Origin of the sequence: Stenotrophomonas sp. BIO128-Bstrain (genome assembly GCF_030128875.1) — a bacterium.
In the GTDB taxonomy this organism is placed as follows: domain Bacteria; phylum Pseudomonadota; class Gammaproteobacteria; order Xanthomonadales; family Xanthomonadaceae; genus Stenotrophomonas; species Stenotrophomonas bentonitica_A.
The window spans coordinates 284,312-299,423 of record NZ_CP124620.1 but is presented as its reverse complement, the minus strand read 5'-3'; the positions used below and the strand labels follow the sequence as shown (position 1 = coordinate 299,423).

Genomic DNA, 15,112 nt, shown 5'->3' with positions numbered 1-15,112 from the left:
CGATCAGATTGGATCTAGGGTAACAACGCTATGACATAGTGAGACCAGAACAGAGATGCCCGCGATCTCTCGCGGGCATCTGCTAAAAAACTCACTACACAAACTGAAGCCAGCTCAATTACTGGCCATTCAGATTGTCACAGTCCTTGTCCACGTAACTTGCGGCACCGGAAGTGTCAACAACGCAAGCCCAAGTGATCGGCGTTTCGCCATCAGCGTTGATCGCCGGGGTGATGGTAACCGTGGCAGTGCCATCGTTCGAAGCACCAGCCAGCACACCATCACCAGTGCACTTGCCAGCAACGATGCCCGTGCACAGGTCGTCAACTTCGGAGCTGTGGTTCTCGCCAACCTTGATCTTCTCCCCAGCAACGCTGGCAACAGCTTGGGCGATCTTGGCGCGCGCGGTGTAGTTCTTGTACTGCGGCAACGCGATGGCGGCCAGGATCGCGATGATCGCCACGACGATCATCAGTTCGATCAGGGTAAAGCCCTTCTGGTTCTTCATGTGTACATCCCCTAGAGATAGATAATGTGTAGGGCACTGGGCCGTCGCCATGCCGGCAAGCCGGTTGAGCGGGGCGGGCGCCCTGTGCGGGTGGATCGAAGCAGGTTACATGCCAACTGGGTCGGCAATGCTCCCCAGCATTCCCCGGCGCAATGATGGCAGCAATCTTCCGGATTGGAACCCCCCGCGCAACAAATTGCGACGGACCCGGCAATGTGACCGGCCGCGTCACCTTCTGACCCACCCGGTCCCGCCAGCCCATCGCTTCGGGGCACCCCGAAGGACTGCCCAGCGCCCACGGAACCGGCTACCATGCCGCGAGATAGCCCGCCTGGGGATGGCGTGGCTGGGGAGCCAGAAAATGTCTGTCAGCCGTAGTGCGATCAAGAAAGAGCCCGTGGTCCGCAACACCATGGAGCTGCAACCGTTTGTCTGGGTGGGGACCGACAAACGCGGCGTCAAGATGAAAGGCGAGACGCCGGCCAAGAATGCCAATCTGCTGCGCGCCGAGCTGCGCCGCCAGGGCATCACGCCCAACGTGGTCAGGCCCAAGCCCAAGCCCCTGTTCGGGGCGGCCGGCAGTGCGATCAGCACCAAGGACATCGCCTTCTTCAGCCGCCAGATGGCGACGATGATGAAGTCCGGCGTGCCGATCGTCAGCTCGCTGGAGATCATCGGCAGCGGGCACAAGAACCCGCGCATGCGCAAGATGGTGGAGAGCATCCGCACCGATATCGAAGGCGGCTCCTCGCTGTACGAGGCGATCAGCAAGCACCCGGTGCAGTTCGACGAGCTCTACCGCAACCTGGTCCGGGCCGGCGAAGGCGCCGGTGTGCTGGAAACCGTGCTCGACACGGTGGCCAACTACAAAGAGAACATCGAGGCCCTGAAGGGCAAGATCAAGAAGGCCCTGTTCTACCCGGCCATGGTCATCGCGGTGGCCCTGATCGTCAGCGCGATCCTGCTGATCTTCGTGGTGCCGCAGTTCGAAGACGTGTTCAAGAGCTTCGGTGCGGACCTGCCCGCCTTCACCCAGCTGATCGTGGCCGCGTCCAGGTTCATGGTCGCGTGGTGGTGGCTCATTCTGCTCATCGTGATTGGCGGGATCGTGGGCTTCATCTTCGCCTACCGGCGCTCGCCCTCGATGCAGCACGGCATGGACCGCTTCATCCTGAAGGTGCCGGTGATCGGCCAGATCATGCACAACAGCTCGATCGCCCGGTTCGCCCGGACCACGGCAGTGACCTTCAAGGCCGGCGTGCCGCTGGTGGAGGCGCTGGGCATCGTGGCCGGCGCCACCGGCAACAAGGTCTACGAGGAGGCCGTGCTGCGCATGCGTGACGATGTCTCGGTCGGCTACCCGGTCAACATGGCCATGAAGCAGGTCAACATCTTCCCGCACATGGTGGTGCAGATGACCGCCATCGGCGAAGAGGCCGGCGCCCTGGACACCATGCTGTTCAAGGTGGCCGAGTATTTCGAGCAGGAGGTCAACAATGCGGTCGATGCCTTGAGCAGCCTGCTCGAACCGATGATCATGGTCTTCATCGGTGTGGTCGTCGGCGGTATGGTGGTCGGCATGTACCTGCCCATCTTCAAACTCGCCTCCGTGGTTGGATAATCAATAAATGGCATTTCTCGACCAGCATCCCGGCCTCGGCTACCCCGCCGCGGTCGGGCTGGGGCTGCTCCTTGGCAGCTTCCTCAACGTCGTCATCCTGCGCCTGCCCAAGCGGCTGGAGTGGGAGTGGAAGCGCGATGCGCGCGAAGTGCTGGAAGAGCCGGACATCTACGAGCCACCACCACCGGGCATCGTGGTGGAGCCTTCGCACTGCCCGCACTGCAAGCACAAGCTGTCCTGGTACGAGAACATCCCGCTGTTCAGCTGGCTGGTCCTGCGCGGCAAGTGTCGCCATTGCCATGCCCCGATCTCGATCCAGTACCCGCTGGTGGAGCTGCTGACCGCCCTGCTGGTGGCCGCCAGCGTCTGGCAGTTCGGGTTCGGCTGGCAGGGCTTCGGCGCGATCGTGCTGAGCTGCTTCCTGGTGGCGCTGTCGGGTATCGACCTGCGCACCCAGCTGTTACCGGACCAATTGACCCTGCCCCTGATGTGGCTGGGCCTGATCGCGGCCAGCGACAACCTCTACATGCCCGCCAAACCGGCCCTGCTGGGCGCCTTGGCGGGGTATCTGTCGCTGTGGTCGGTGTGGTGGCTGTTCAAGCAGCTCACCGGCAAGGAAGGCATGGGCCACGGCGATTTCAAGCTGCTGGCCGCGCTGGGGGCCTGGTGCGGGCTCAAAGGCATCCTGCCGATCATCCTGCTGTCGTCCATCGTGGGCGCCATCGTCGGCTCGATCTGGCTGTACTCGCGCGGCCGCGACCGGGCCACGCCGATTCCGTTCGGGCCCTATCTGGCCATTGCCGGCTGGATCGTCTTCATGTGGGGCGAGCCGTTGATCAACGGCTACCTGAGCTACGCCGGCCTGCGTTGAGGGCCACGCGATGAGCCGCTTCGTGATCGGGCTGACCGGCGGCATTGCCGCCGGCAAGAGCGAGGTCAGCCGCCGCTTCGAGGCGCTGGGCATCACCGTGGCCGACGCCGACCTGGCCGCACGCGCGGTGGTGGCGCCGGGCAGCGAGGGGTTGGCGCGGATCGCCGCCCACTTCGGAGACACCATCCTGCAGGCCAACGGCCAGCTGGACCGTGCCGCGCTGCGAGCCCGCATCTTCGATTCCGCGCAGGCGCGCCAGGCGCTGGAGGCGATCACCCACCCGGCGATCCGCCAGCTGCTGCGCGAGAGCTGCGAGCAGGCCGAGGGACCGTACGCGATTGCCGCCGTTCCCCTGCTCACCGAGGCCGGCGGCCGCCAGCAATACCCCTGGCTGGACCGCATCCTGGTGGTGGACGTGCCGGTGGCCGTGCAGCACGCGCGGCTGATGCAGCGCGACGGCATCGATGCCGCGCTGGCCGATCGGATGATTGCCGCCCAGGCCAGCCGCGAGGCGCGCCTGGCGCTGGCCGACGACGTGGTGGTCAATGATGGGCACCCGGACCACCTGCAGGCGCATGTGGAGCGGCTGGATCGGGCCTATCGGGAGTTGGCGGCGCGGTAGAACTGGGGGAGCCGACCAACGTCGGTGGCAGGAGCCGACCAACGGTCGGCTCTACCGTTTCAGGCGGGGGAGAAAGTCAGCGTGGCGATGACGCCGCGCCCGGCGCCTGGCCGCACGTTGACCTGCCAGCCGTAGAGATCGCACAGGCGGCTGACGATGGACAGGCCGATACCCCCACCCTGCGAATGACCCGCATGCGTGCCGCGGTAGCCACGCTGGAACAGCTTGGCGGCATCTTCTTCGCTCAGGCCGGGGCCGCTGTCGATCACCTCGACCGCGTTGTTGCCCACCCGCACGCGCACCGCGCCTTCCTTGGAGTACTTCACGGCATTGCCGATCAGGTTGCCCAACGCGACCGAGAGCGCCGATTCCGGTGCATCGATCACCAGGTCGTGGTTGCCTTCCAGGATCAGTTCGAGCGGCTTGCCGCCGAGCTGGGCACGGTGCGAATCCAGCAGCTGCTCGGAGACCCGGGCGACATTGCTGCTGCCCTGCCCGCGCTCGTTGCGCGAGAGCAGCAGCAGCGCGCCAATCAGATCGGTACATTGCTGCTCGGCGCGCTGGATGCGCTGCAGGCGCTGCAACACCTTGGGATCGAGATCCGGGCGGGTCAGCAGCAGCTCCGTAGCACCGCGGATCACGGCCAACGGCGTGCGCAGCTCATGGCTGACGTCGGCGTTGAACTCGCGGTCGCGCTGCACTACTTCGGTCAGCCGCGCGGAGTAGTCATCCAGCGCTTGGGCCAGCTGGCCCACCTCATCGTCCGGGAAGCGCGGTGCCAGCGGTTCGGGCTCACTGGTGCCACCGCGATACGCACGCAGGCGGGCGGCCAGATCGGAGACCGGCTTCATCACCTTGGAGGCGGACCACCAGCCCAGCACCAGGGACAGGGCGCTGAACACCAGCACGGAGAAGAACAGCGCGCGCTTGAGCTGCTCCTCGCCGCGGATGCTCTCGGTCATGTCATAGGCGAGGAAGAACCATGCATCCGGCGCTTTGCGGACGGCCAGCTTGTAGGAGAACGGTTCGTTGTGCTCGTCCACGCCGCTGAGCTTGTAGTTGCCTGTGGCAAACGCCGCCCACTCCGGACGCTCTTCGCGTACGCGGTCGAACTTGTCGCTGGGATAGGCGAAAGCACGGATCTGCTGCACGGGGACGGCGGGATTGCGCCCCGGGCTCTCGTAGAACCGGCGCGCGAACTCATCGATGTTGCGGTTCATCACGTCTTCGACGAGCTGGTTCTCCACCCGGGCCCGCGCCCAGTTGGTGGCAAACGCAAACAGCGTGGTCAGGCAGAAGCCCAACAGCACGAACGAGACGATGATGCGGCTGCGCAGCCGCCGCCGGTATGGCGCGCGGCGACGCTCCCCCTTCCCCGTCACCGGATCAGGCTTCCGGCGCGGCGATGCGGTATCCGATGCCATGGCGGGTCTGGATCATCGGGACTTCGAAGGGCTTGTCGACCACGGCGCGCAGGCCGTGGATGTGCACGCGCAGGGAATCCGAATCCGGCAGCTCTTCGCCCCAGACGCGGGTTTCCAGTTCCTGGCGGGTGACGACGGCCGGGGAGGCCTCCATCAGCGCCTGCAGGATCTTCAGCGCGGTCGGGTTGAGCTGCAGCAGCTTGCCCTGGCGGCGCACTTCCAGCGTGTCCAGGTTGTATTCCAGATCGCCGGTTTCCAGCACGCGGGTCTGCACGCCCTTGCCGCGACGCGACAGGGCGTTAAGACGCACCTCGACTTCCTGCAGCGCGAACGGCTTGATCAGGTAGTCGTCGGCGCCGGAGTCGAAGCCGGCCAGCTTGTTGTCCAGCGAATCGCGGGCTGTCAGCATCAGCACCGGGGTCTGCTTGCGCGCCTCGTTGCGGAGCTTGCGACAGACCTCGATCCCATCCATGCCGGGCAGGTTGAGGTCCAGCACGATCGCGTCGAACTCATGGACGACCGCCAGGTGCAGGCCGGTGACGCCATCGGCGGCGAAGTCGACGGTGTGACCGCGGTCTTCGAGGTAATCGCCGAGGTTGGCGGCAATGTCGCTGTTGTCTTCGATGACGAGAATTCGCACTGGGACCTCTGATTCGTGGGGGTTCAACGGAAAGAACGGAGCCGCAGGGCAGCGATGGGAACGGGACTGCGCGACCTCACGCTGACCATACAGCGTCGATTCTTAACATTAGACACCGTCGAATGCTGGCGCAGCGTCAAGAATCAGCGCTGATTGGACTGGGATGGCGTGAAATCCCGCATCATCTTGCGGGCATCCTCGGCAGCCTCGCGCCGCTGTGCCACCGTCATGCACACCCGCTGCGGCCGGTTGCTTCCCGTGGGGCGTTCGCTGCGGCAGATCATGCGGCTGTCTTCCCTCGCGTTGGTCATCATCGTGTTGATCAATTCTTGATCGTTGAACACATCCGTGCGGAGAAGCGGCGAAAGCTGCTCGACCCGCTCATTGCTGCCCATCTTGACCCTGATACGGTTCAGAGCGCCCTGGACGCGGCTTTTATCTTCCACGCTCATTTCGCTGTAGGCCTCGGTGCGCAGCGCACGTTCGACGTTCGCCAGCTGCTCGGCGACGGGCGCGTCGGAAGTGATCGCGACCACCGGCTCCGATGCCGGCTTGGCATGGGCGGAGATCGCCAGACAGGACAACAATGCAATAACGGTCAATCGAGACATCCCTGACTTCCTTATCCAAAAATGAATGAGAGCCAACTCTACGAGGATGAGCATCGGCCGACAAGTTACTCATGGCAGGGGCCGCAGGGCCTGCGCGGGCAGAAAAAGGCCCGGACAGACGAAGCTGGCCGGGCCTGAAGGTGTTTCCCGATTACCGATCCTGCTGAGGAGGGCAGAGCTGCGGTTCGACAGAGCCTACGCCGGGGGCGATTAAACCGATGTTAAGACCTCAAGCGGCATTGAAACACCCGATCAACCCTTTGTATTTGAAGGCTTTTTCAACGAAGCGACGTGGTCGATGATGCGCCCGGCCAGGTCGGCCTGGCAGATCGCCTCGATCCCCTCCAGGCCGGGGGTGGAGTTGACCTCCAGCACCAGCGGGCCGCGGCTGGAGCGGATCAGATCCACGCCGGCCACGCCCAGCCCAAGCGCCTTGGCCGAGCGCACCGCCACCAGCTGCTCGGCCCGGCTGGCCTTGGCGGCGCGGGCGCTGCCGCCGGCATGCAGGTTGGAGCGGAAGTCTCCCTCCGGCGCCTGCCGTTGCATCGCCCCGACCACCTGATCACCCACCACCAGGCAGCGCAGGTCGGCGCCCTGCGCCTCGCCGATGAACTCCTGCATCAGGAAGTTGGCGTAGAGCCCGCGCAGCGCCTCCACGATGCCGCGTGAGGCGCTGGCCTTCTCGGTCAGGATCACGCCGCGGCCCTGGGTGCCCTCGTTGAGCTTCACCACGTGCGGCGGCGGGCCGAGCATCGAGAGCAGATCGACGGTGTCGTCCGGGTTGTCGCCGAACACCGTGACCGGCATGTCGATGCCCTTGGAGGCCAGGATCTGGTGCGCGCGCAGCTTGTCCCGCGCGCGCAGGATCGCGTCGGAGGGGTTGGGCGTGCGGGCGCCCATCATCTCGAACTGGCGCAGCACGGCCGTCCCGTAGCGGGTGACCGAAGCACCGATGCGCGGGATCACCGCGTCCACCCCGGTGATCGGCCGGCCCTTGTAATGCATGGTGAAGCCATCCGCGGCGATGCGCATGTAACAGCGCAACGGATCGAGGATGCGCACGGTATGGCCCCGCGCACGCGCGGCCTCCACCAGGCGACGCGTGGAGTACAGCTTGCTGTTGCGGGACAGGATGGCGAGTTTCATCGCGGCGCAGGGGCTGGAAAGCGCGAAGCATAGCGCGTGGCGTGTAGGCCGCGATGACGGACGGCGCTCGCGATCCAGCTGCCCGCATCCGGCACTTTCCCGCTGTTAATGGGCTGGGTGCACGCCGCGAGACCGGGGCGCCGTCTTCAACTATCAAGCAGAGCAGTGCCGTACGAGTTGTCTACAGCGCAAAGCCAGTTGCCGTCCGGTTCCCGACGAAACACGTAGGTGGCCCGGCGAACCGTCGAGATCGGAGCGCCCTCTTCATCGGTGGTATCCAGCCAGGTTTCCATGACAACCAGCGCCGTTTCCCCGCCCTCAATCACTTCCATCTTGCCTTGGCGGACCTTCAGTTTGCCGTCGAAGTAAGAAGAGATTGCCTCGAATGCGCTTTTGATCTGGTCCTTGCCCCTGGCGTACATGCCCGGCTTCACCACCAGGGTGGCGTCATCTGTGTAGAACCGCATCAGGCCATCGAAGTCCTTCGCCGATATGGATCGGTCTGCGGCTTCGATAAGGGTCTTCAGGGGATGATCGGACATTCTTGACTCCAAAAATGGCCGCGGCGGAAAAACAAAACCCGCCTCGCGGCGGGTTGCGTTGTCTGATCACAAGACGCGCTCTACCCACCCTTATGGAGGGTGGCAATAATCAACGTGCGGGCGCGTACAAGTGGCATGCAGTGACCGTATCACTGGCGTCGAAAACTGGCAAACCCGCCAGCAAGCCCCAGCTGGAGGCTCGATCGAGACACAGGCCTGACCTGAGCACAAAAATTGCGGAGGGGATCGGAGGGTGCGGAGCGGCCGGCATCCCCGCAAGCACGGGGGGATATGGAGCGGGTGAAGGGAATCGAACCCTCGTCAGTAGCTTGGGAAGCTACAGCTCTACCATTGAGCTACACCCGCAAGGCGCGGCGTAAGTCTATTCGGGCGGGGCCCTCAAACGCAACGGGCGGCACTGGGCCGCCCGTTGTTTCACGCTTTCCGGCGCCGTGCGCGGCGCCCGCGAACGGGCACTGCGCACGTTGGATCAGAAGCTGCCGCCGAAGCTGGCGAACAGCGACACGTCACGTGCACGCTTCTGCATCGTGGTGGTGCTCATGCCGATGTTGCTGCTCAGGCCCCACAGGTTCAGGCGCGCACCCAGCACGGCGGTGGCGTAGTTCTTGTCGAACTCCAGGCCCGGCACCTTGTACATGCCCACGTCCGGCATGGACTGCAGCCAGGCGCTGGCCTGCTTGGTGTCCTCGAACTCATGGTCGTAGGTGACCTGCACATACGGCTTGACGTTGCCGCCGTCGAAGCGGGCCTGCCAGCCGACGCGGCCGACGGTGGAATCCGTGTCCTGGTCGCCATAGCCCAGCGCCGAGGCGCTCGGGTTGGACTCGGTGTAGCCGTCCAGCTTGACCTTCTGCCAGATCACGGCGGCGACCGGACCGTGGCGGAAGCCGCCCTCGGTACCGAACTCGTAGCCGGCGTTCAACGCAGCGGTCAGGTTGCTGCCTTCCGGCGAGCCCTTGTGGATGCGCGTGGCCGGGCCGAGCTGCAGCTTGCGGGTCACGTCGTAATCCAGCCAGCTGTAGCTGAGCTGGCCGTTGACCCAGGCGCGGTCGCCGTACCAGCCGGCGAACAGGCCCAGCGTGGTGTCGGACTGGGTGAAGTCACCCTTGTTGTTGCCGAAATCGGCGTCCATGCGGCCATAGCCGGCGAAGCCGCCGACCACCATGCCGTCACGCGCCCAATCCACGCCGAACAGGCCGGCCGGGGCCATGCCGTCGTACAGATCGGCGTGGGCGTAGCGCTGCATGTCGCCGCGCAGGTTGCCCCACCAGCTCAGGCCGTCGGCCGGACGGCCATCGACGTGCCAGCTGACCTGGTCGGCGCGCGAGCGACCGATGGTCTGCGCCGAGTGGGTCAGGACCTGCTGGTTGCGCGGGGCCTCCAGGATCGACAGGGTGTACTGGCCCAGCATCTCGTGGGTGGCGGTGGTCGGGTGCACGCCGTCGGCGAACACATAGCTGTTGGCCGCGTTCGGGGTGACGTAGCTGGTCGGGTTGCAGGTCAGCGAGGCGGCCGTGGTGCAGGCCGGGCTGGTCGCGTTGACGAAGCCGTACTGGCCCGGGTTGGCGACGATTTCCTGCAGGATGTGGAAGGTATCGACCGGGATCACCTGCAGGCCGGCGGCCTTCAGGCCACCGAACAGGGCATCGTTGTACGCCTTGGCCAGCGCGGTGCCGGCCGCCATGCCCGCCGGGCCACCGGCGCGGGCGCCCGGGGTCAGGCCAACGTCGGGGATGGTCGGCACCACGATGTACTCGGCGCCGGCCGCCTTCAGGGTGCCGACGATGCCGACCTGGTCGGTGACGGCACCGGTCAGGGTCGGGACCAGCGGTGCGCCGGCCTGGATTGCGAACAGGTCGTTGGCGCCGCCCCACACGGTGTACAGCGCCTTCGGATCGGCCTTGCCGCCGTTGGCCGCCAGGTACTGCGCGGTCTGGGTCTTGAGCGAGTACACCGGCACGGCCGGGGTACCCGGGATGAGCACCTGGCTGGTGTCCACGCCGACACGGGCGCCGCCGATGGCGTAGTTGTCACCGTTCTGGCCGTTGCCGTGGGCACCGGCATTGGTGCCGTAGTAGTTGGCGACATGCTCGGCCCAGGTCCAGCCGGGGTTGGTGGTGGACTTGCCGGTCACCGCCTGCACCGCCGCCGGCAGCAGCGGGCGGAAGTAGCCGGAGTCGGTCAGGCTGTCGCCGATGAAGACGGTCTTGGTATACGGCGACTGCGCCATGGCCGGCGCTGCCGCCAGGGCGATGGCCACGGCCATGAGGGAACGGATCGGGCGTTTGCTGAGCAACATGGAAACTCCTTGCAGGTGGGGAAGACGGCGGGACGTACGCCGGCGCACGGTGCCATGTTTCCACTGCACCCGGCCCGCATCACGCTGCGCTGCGGCATGAACGCCCCAGCCCCGCCGCCCGGCCATCGTTGGCCTGGCGCTCGCGGCACTGTTACCGCGCGGCGCACAGGGTACGCACTGACGGGTGATTGAAGGACAATAGCGTCATGAACATCCAGCTCAACGGCGAAAACCGCCAGCTTCCGCACACCGCGACCGTCCATGACCTGCTGCTCAGCGAGCAGCTGCTCGAGCGCCGCGTGGCGGTCGAGGTCAACGGCGAGATCGTGACCCGCAGCCAGCACGCCAGCCATGGGCTGTGCGATGGCGACGTGGTGGAGATCGTGCATGCGCTGGGCGGCGGCTGAGGCAGCATCGTGACGCGCGATAGGCGATAATTCGGGGCATGAACGCACCTGTCCCCACTGATTCGCTGGTGATCGCCGGCAAGACCTATGCTTCCCGCCTGCTCACCGGCACCGGCAAGTTCAAGGATCTGGAAGAAACCCGCCTGGCCACCGAGGCCGCGGGCGCCCGGATCGTCACCGTGGCGATCCGCCGCACCAACATCGGGCAAAACCCGGGCGAGCCGAACCTGCTCGACGTGCTGCCGCCGGACCGTTACACCATCCTGCCCAACACCGCCGGCTGCTACACCGCCGAGGACGCCGTGCGCACCTGCCGGCTGGCCCGCGAGCTGCTGGACGGCCACAACCTGACCAAGCTGGAAGTGCTGGGCGACCAGAAGAGCCTGTACCCGGATGTGGTGCAGACGCTCAAGGCGGCCGAGCAGCTGGTCAAGGATGGCTTCGAGGTGATGGTCTATACCTCCGATGATCCGATCCTGGCCAAGCGCCTGGAAGAGATCGGCTGCGCCGCGGTGATGCCGCTGGCCGCGCCGATCGGCTCGGGCCTGGGCATCCAGAACAAGTACAACCTGCTGCAGATCATCGAAGACGCCAAGGTGCCGATCATCGTCGATGCCGGCGTGGGCACGGCCTCCGATGCGGCGATCGCGATGGAGCTGGGCTGCGATGGCGTGCTGATGAACACCGCCATCGCCGGTGCACGCAACCCGGTGCTGATGGCCAGCGCGATGCGCAAGGCCGTGGAAGCGGGCCGCGAGGCTTTCCTGGCCGGCCGCATTCCGCGCAAGCGCTACGCCAGTGCGTCCTCGCCGATCGACGGGTTGATCGGCTGATGACCAATCCTTTCGACAGCGCCGGTGCCAAGGCACCGCCCAAGCCCTTCACCATCACCGAAGGCCGCCGCGAGGTCCGCAGTTTCGTGCTGCGCCAGGGCCGCTTCACCCCCGCCCAGCAGCGTGCGTTCGACGACCGCTGGCCGCGTTTCGGGCTGGACTTCACCGGTGAGCCGCGCGATCTGGATGCCACCTTCGGGCGCGATGCGCACAAGGTGCTGGAGATCGGTTTCGGCAACGGCGCGGCGCTGCGCTTCGCCGCCCAGCAGGACCCGAGCCGCGATTACATCGGCCTGGAGGTGCACGCGCCCGGCGTCGGCCGCCTGCTCAACGCGCTGGCCGACGACAACGCCGACCACGTGCGCCTGTACCACCACGATGCCGTGGAAGTACTGGAGAAGGAAATCGCCGATGGCGCGCTGGATGAAGTGCGCATCTATTTCCCGGACCCGTGGCACAAGAAGCGCCACAACAAGCGCCGCCTGATCCAGCCCGGCTTTGCCGAGCTGCTGGTACGCAAGCTGCGCGTCGGTGGCCGCCTGCACTGCGCCACCGACTGGGAAGACTATGCCGAGCAGATGTGGGAGGTGCTCGACGCCACCGCCGGGCTGACCAACCGGGCCGGTCCGCGTGGGCAGGTGGAGCGGCCGGAATGGCGCCCGCAGACCCATTTCGAAACCCGTGGCCAGAAGCTCGGCCATGGTGTGTGGGACCTGTTGTACGACCGCACCTGATCCGACTAGGAACCGCGCCACCCCATGGATACCGCGCTGACGCTGACTACCGACATGAAGCTCGTCCTCGGGCTGGTCGGCTTCACGATGGCGATGTTCCTGTTCGAGCGCATCCGCGCCGATGTGGTGGCGCTGGTGGTGCTGGTGGTGCTCGGCGTCACCGGCCTGATCGCCCCGGAAGAAATCTTCGGGGGCTTCTCCGGTAACGCGGTGATGAGCATCATCGCCACCACCATCCTCGGCGCGGGCCTGGACCGCACCGGGGCGTTGAACCGGTTGGCGGCGTGGCTGCTGCGGCGCGGGCATGGCGTGGAGACGCGCCTGCTGATGATGACCACCGCGATCGCCGGCTTGAACTCCTCGTTCATGCAGAACCCCTCGGTGATGGCGCTGTACCTGCCGGTCGCCTCGCGCCTGGCCGCGCGCACCGGGCTGACCCTGCAGCGCCTGCTGCTGCCGATCGCCGCGGCCATCGTGATGGGCGGCGCACTGACCATGGTCGGCAACTCGCCGCTGATCCTGCTCAACGATCTGCTGGCCTCGGCCAACAACAACCTGCCCTCCGGCCTGGCCACCATCGAACCGCTGCGCATGTTCGCGCCGCTGCCGATCGGCGTGGCGCTGCTGATCGCCTCGCTGCTGTACTTCCGCTACTTTGGCGACCGCAAGCTGGTCGAGGAAGAGACGCTGGCCAACGATGGCGTTACCCCCTCCCGCACGGAAAGCTACTTCGCCAAGACCTACGGCATCGAAGGTGATGTGTTCGAGCTGGTGGTCACTGCCGAAAGCCCGCTGGTCGGCATGACCCTGGGCGAAGCGGAGAACGTGCACGACGCGCCGCTGCTGCTGGCACTCAAGACCGGCAACGACACCCGCCTGGCGCCGCCGGCGGAGATGCGCATCTGGGTGGGCAGCGTGCTCGGCGTGATGGGCGCGCGCCAGCAGGTCAGCGATTTCGCGCAGAACCAGTTCCTGCGGATGTCCTCGCGGCTGAAGCACCTGGGCGATCTGTTCAACCCGAGCCGCGCCGGCATTTCCGAAGCGGTGGTGCCGCCGACCTCCGATGTGATCGGCAAGAGCGCCTCGGACCTGCGCCTGCGCAAGCAGCGCGGCATCAGCCTGCTGGCGATCAACCGCGACAAGCAGGTGATCCGCGAGGACGTGCGCAACGTGGCGCTGCGCGCCGGTGACATGCTGGTCTTCCACAGCATCTGGACCGACCTGGCGCAGGCGGCCAAGAGCCGCGACTTCGTGGTGGTCACCGACTACCCCAAGGGCGAACAGCGCCCGCACAAGTTCAAGATCGCGATGAGCATTTTCGCCATCACCATCCTGATCGCGCTGACCTCCAAGCTGCCTGTGGCGCTGACCCTGATGACCGGCGTGGCCGGCATGCTGCTGACCGGCGTGCTGCGCATGGACGAGGCCTATGCCTCGATCAACTGGAAGACGGTGTTCATGATGGCCGGGCTGATTCCGCTCGGCTGGGCGATGGACAGCAGTGGCGCGGCGGCGTGGATCGCCGGCCACACCATCGACCGCCTGCCGACCGGCATCCCGGTCTGGGTGCTGGAAATCGCGCTGGCGTTGTTGACCACGATGTTCTCGCTGGTGATCAGCCATGTGGGCGCGACGATCGTGATGGTGCCCATTGCGGTGAACCTGGCACTGGCGGCCGGGGGCAGCCCGACCGCGTTCGCGCTGATCGTGGCGTTGTCGGCCTCCAACAATCTGATGACGGCCTCCAACCCGGTGATTTCGATGATCACCGGCCCGGCCAATTACACCCCGCGCGAGCTGTGGCGCGTCGGCGCCCCGCTGTCGTTGATCTATACGGTGGTCGTGGTGCTGATGATCAACCTGATGTTCTAGGGAGTGCCGGCCGCTGGCCGGCTCCCGCAATGCATCAGGTAGTGCCGGCCGCTGGCCGGCTCCACGTAGCTTGGCCATCAAACGCAGCCGGCCAGCGGCCGGCACTACCAGATGGTGGGTGGCCGGCCGTTCGTCGTCATCCCAACCAGACCTGCCCATCGCGCACCTGCACGGGCACCGCGCGCAGGCGATCACCGCGGCACGGTCCGGCCACGCAGTCGCCGTTGTCCAGGGAGAACGAGGCCCCGTGTGCCGCGCAGACGAGGTGGCCTTCCTTGCTTTTCAGGAACTGACCCGGGGCCCAGTCCAGCCGGCGGCCGGCGTGCGGGCAGATGTTCAGCCACGCGCGCACCTGGTCGCCCTGGCGGTACAGCACCACCGATTCGCTGTCGCCCTCGATGCTGGCGTCGACCTCGGCGAAGCCCCCGTCGGCAATGGCCTGCAGGGTGATCAGGGCGGTGGCGGTGGTCTCGGGCGGGGACATGGCATCCAGCAGCAGGCAACGGAAACCGTAGTGTCTCACGCGCTCATGTCACTGGCTCCCGGATGAATACAAGTCATTGATTTGCAATGTGTGCGGGGTGCGTTTAACGATTTTTTCACTCAGTCACAAAGGCCAGCACGGATACTCATCCACTGCTGACCTCAGCCAAAAAGAGTGCCATGTACAGCCGCATCTTCCAGTTCAACCAGTTCCGCACCCTGTTCGCGCCGCGCAAGCCGCGCCACCCGCTGGTGCGCGTCGCGGTCGGTCTGTTGGGCTTGGCGATCCTGGCCGCGCTGGTGTTCGTTGGTGTATTCGTGGGCGCGGCGATGATCATCGCCGGCCTGGCATGGAAGCTGCTCGCCCAGCGCAAGAATGCGCGCACCGCTCCGTCGCAGGTCGTGGACGGTGAATACCGCGTGGTCCGCAAGCAGGCCTTGCCGATGTCGCGTTGATCGACGCGCTTCCCTCCTGATG

General features: G+C 65.9%; 16 protein-coding genes and 1 tRNA gene. 8 read left to right on the top strand and 9 right to left on the bottom strand.

Annotated elements, in window-relative coordinates; genetic code table 11:
- Positions 1-118: 118 nt before the first annotated feature.
- Entirely contained in the window at positions 119-508 is a 390-nt protein-coding gene (locus POS15_RS01300; protein WP_284128839.1) for a prepilin-type N-terminal cleavage/methylation domain-containing protein, read from the bottom strand.
- Positions 509-869: 361 nt separating this feature from the next.
- On the opposite strand from POS15_RS01300, the gene POS15_RS01295 reads away from it, so the two are divergent.
- From POS15_RS01295 to coaE, 3 genes are read left to right on the top strand one after another with little or no spacing between them, the layout of a single operon-like run.
- Complete coding sequence (locus POS15_RS01295) at positions 870-2,129, top strand: type II secretion system F family protein (protein WP_284128838.1); 1,260 nt, start codon at positions 870-872, stop codon at positions 2,127-2,129.
- Positions 2,130-2,136: 7 nt separating this feature from the next.
- A complete protein-coding gene (locus POS15_RS01290; RefSeq protein WP_019183936.1) occupies positions 2,137-3,000 on the top strand; it encodes an A24 family peptidase in 864 nt (287 codons plus the stop codon).
- 10 nt (positions 3,001-3,010) lie between these two features.
- Positions 3,011-3,622: a dephospho-CoA kinase gene (gene coaE, locus POS15_RS01285; RefSeq protein ID WP_284128837.1), complete on the top strand. Its 612-nt coding sequence runs from the start codon at positions 3,011-3,013 to the stop codon at positions 3,620-3,622.
- Between the two features lie 59 nt (positions 3,623-3,681).
- On the opposite strand, the gene POS15_RS01280 is transcribed toward coaE, so the two are convergent.
- From POS15_RS01280 to POS15_RS01250, 7 genes are all read right to left on the bottom strand, one after another.
- On the bottom strand, positions 3,682-5,004 hold the full coding sequence (locus POS15_RS01280) for a HAMP domain-containing sensor histidine kinase (RefSeq protein ID WP_172838036.1): 1,323 nt from the start codon (positions 5,002-5,004) through the stop codon (positions 3,682-3,684).
- Between the two features lie 4 nt (positions 5,005-5,008).
- The gene (locus POS15_RS01275; protein ID WP_019183933.1) at positions 5,009-5,686 is read right to left on the bottom strand and encodes a response regulator transcription factor; all 678 of its coding nucleotides are present in this window, start codon (positions 5,684-5,686) and stop codon (positions 5,009-5,011) included.
- A gap of 143 nt (positions 5,687-5,829) precedes the next feature.
- Entirely contained in the window at positions 5,830-6,297 is a 468-nt protein-coding gene (locus tag POS15_RS01270) for a hypothetical protein (RefSeq protein WP_026069893.1), read from the bottom strand.
- A gap of 252 nt (positions 6,298-6,549) precedes the next feature.
- On the bottom strand, positions 6,550-7,443 hold the full coding sequence (gene rimK / locus POS15_RS01265) for a 30S ribosomal protein S6--L-glutamate ligase (protein ID WP_019183931.1): 894 nt from the start codon (positions 7,441-7,443) through the stop codon (positions 6,550-6,552).
- A gap of 146 nt (positions 7,444-7,589) precedes the next feature.
- On the bottom strand, positions 7,590-7,985 hold the full coding sequence (locus tag POS15_RS01260) for an SgcJ/EcaC family oxidoreductase (protein ID WP_284128836.1): 396 nt from the start codon (positions 7,983-7,985) through the stop codon (positions 7,590-7,592).
- A 292-nt stretch (positions 7,986-8,277) separates the two neighbouring features.
- Positions 8,278-8,351 (bottom strand) — tRNA-Gly (locus POS15_RS01255).
- Positions 8,352-8,475: 124 nt separating this feature from the next.
- Positions 8,476-10,305: an autotransporter domain-containing esterase gene (locus tag POS15_RS01250; RefSeq protein ID WP_019183929.1), complete on the bottom strand. Its 1,830-nt coding sequence runs from the start codon at positions 10,303-10,305 to the stop codon at positions 8,476-8,478.
- Positions 10,306-10,511: 206 nt separating this feature from the next.
- On the opposite strand from POS15_RS01250, the gene thiS reads away from it, so the two are divergent.
- Genes thiS through POS15_RS01230 form a run of 4 tightly spaced genes read left to right on the top strand, consistent with a single transcriptional unit; the run spans position 10,512 to position 14,151 of the window.
- Positions 10,512-10,712, top strand: a complete 201-nt coding sequence (gene thiS / locus POS15_RS01245; protein WP_019183928.1) for a sulfur carrier protein ThiS — start codon at positions 10,512-10,514, stop codon at positions 10,710-10,712.
- A 38-nt stretch (positions 10,713-10,750) separates the two neighbouring features.
- The gene (locus POS15_RS01240; protein ID WP_019183927.1) at positions 10,751-11,545 is read left to right on the top strand and encodes a thiazole synthase; all 795 of its coding nucleotides are present in this window, start codon (positions 10,751-10,753) and stop codon (positions 11,543-11,545) included.
- Positions 11,545-12,279 carry a tRNA (guanosine(46)-N7)-methyltransferase TrmB gene (gene trmB / locus POS15_RS01235; protein ID WP_070425797.1) on the top strand — a complete coding sequence of 245 codons (735 nt, stop codon included), beginning with the start codon at positions 11,545-11,547 and terminating at the stop codon, positions 12,277-12,279. The genes POS15_RS01240 and trmB overlap by 1 nt, the downstream gene beginning before the upstream one ends.
- A gap of 24 nt (positions 12,280-12,303) precedes the next feature.
- Positions 12,304-14,151: an SLC13 family permease gene (locus tag POS15_RS01230; protein WP_019183925.1), complete on the top strand. Its 1,848-nt coding sequence runs from the start codon at positions 12,304-12,306 to the stop codon at positions 14,149-14,151.
- 136 nt (positions 14,152-14,287) lie between these two features.
- Here the strand turns inward: POS15_RS01230 and POS15_RS01225 are convergent, their stop codons facing one another.
- Positions 14,288-14,635: a Rieske (2Fe-2S) protein gene (locus POS15_RS01225; RefSeq protein ID WP_026069892.1), complete on the bottom strand. Its 348-nt coding sequence runs from the start codon at positions 14,633-14,635 to the stop codon at positions 14,288-14,290.
- A 179-nt stretch (positions 14,636-14,814) separates the two neighbouring features.
- On the opposite strand from POS15_RS01225, the gene POS15_RS01220 reads away from it, so the two are divergent.
- Complete coding sequence (locus POS15_RS01220; RefSeq protein ID WP_019183923.1) at positions 14,815-15,090, top strand: hypothetical protein; 276 nt, start codon at positions 14,815-14,817, stop codon at positions 15,088-15,090.
- Positions 15,091-15,112: the final 22 nt, after the last annotated feature.